Source organism: Ruminococcus sp. CAG:330, from assembly GCF_000437175.1.
Taxonomy (GTDB): Bacteria; Bacillota; Clostridia; order Oscillospirales; family Ruminococcaceae; genus Ruminococcus_C.
This window is the reverse complement of the sequence record NZ_FR898079.1, coordinates 35,956-36,828: the sequence shown is the minus strand read 5'-3', so window position 1 is coordinate 36,828 and position 873 is coordinate 35,956. Positions and strand designations below refer to the sequence as shown.

Sequence of the window (873 nt, the reverse complement as noted above, 5' to 3'; positions counted from 1 at the left end):
TATCTGGAGTTCATGGGACAAAAGATGCAGGAGAGCACCCGCAAGGATCTGGAGCGCAAGCAGGAACAGCAGAAAGAGCGAAAAGAATCGAACAAGAACCGCTGGGGCAACGGCAAGGCGCATCTGGAACAGATCAGCCTTCTGGATGCCGACGGACAGCAGCAGGCGGCTTTCCCCACGGGGAGTCCCGTCCGGCTGCGCATCGCCTATTCCGTCAACGAGCCTGTCCAGAACGCCGTGCTGGGCATCGGCATCTTCCGGCAGGACGGCGTGCACTGCTACGGCACCAATACCCGCATCGACATGCAGAATGCCTTTGACCTCACCAGGGACGGCACGGCGGAATTTCAGATCGATGCCCTGTGGCTGCTCCCCGGCGTGTATACGCTGGACGTGGCGATCGAGGCGGGCGAGGGCATTCCGGTAGACTATTACAAGGGCGCTGTCACCCTCCAGATGACCTCCTCCATGGGAGATGTGGGCGTGATGCGTGTCCCCCATCAGTGGAAGATTGCTCAGGATTCCTGAGTTAGAAAGAAGGCAACATGGGAAATTTATCACAACACCTGCAGGGCATGCAGCAGCAGTCCGGCTGGAAAGGCGCACTCAAGCGGAAGCTGTTCGGCTGGTGCTATGCCCTGTTTCAGGATGCCGAACAGGACCGTGCCGCACTGGAGCAGCAGCTGGCCGCAGCGCAGCAGGAAAACGCTGCGCTCTCCGCACAGCTCCAGCAGCTCCGGCAGGACTTTGAACAGGCATGCGTCAACCTGCGCAACAATAACAGCATGCTGGCAAATCATCAGGGCGACATCGACTGCTGCAAAATGCAGCTGCGCCAGATGGAGCGCAAGCTGGCAGCCGCACCGGCGGGTT

Annotated in this window: 2 protein-coding genes; both read left to right on the top strand. The window is 59.8% G+C overall.

What is annotated here, in order from left to right:
- On the top strand, nucleotides 1-528 hold a 528-nt coding region (locus QZL66_RS09070; RefSeq protein ID WP_293602138.1), incomplete at its 5' end, for a Wzt carbohydrate-binding domain-containing protein.
- A gap of 17 nt (nucleotides 529-545) precedes the next feature.
- Nucleotides 546-873: hypothetical protein (locus tag QZL66_RS09065; RefSeq protein ID WP_293602136.1), on the top strand; the 328-nt coding region annotated here is incomplete at its 3' end.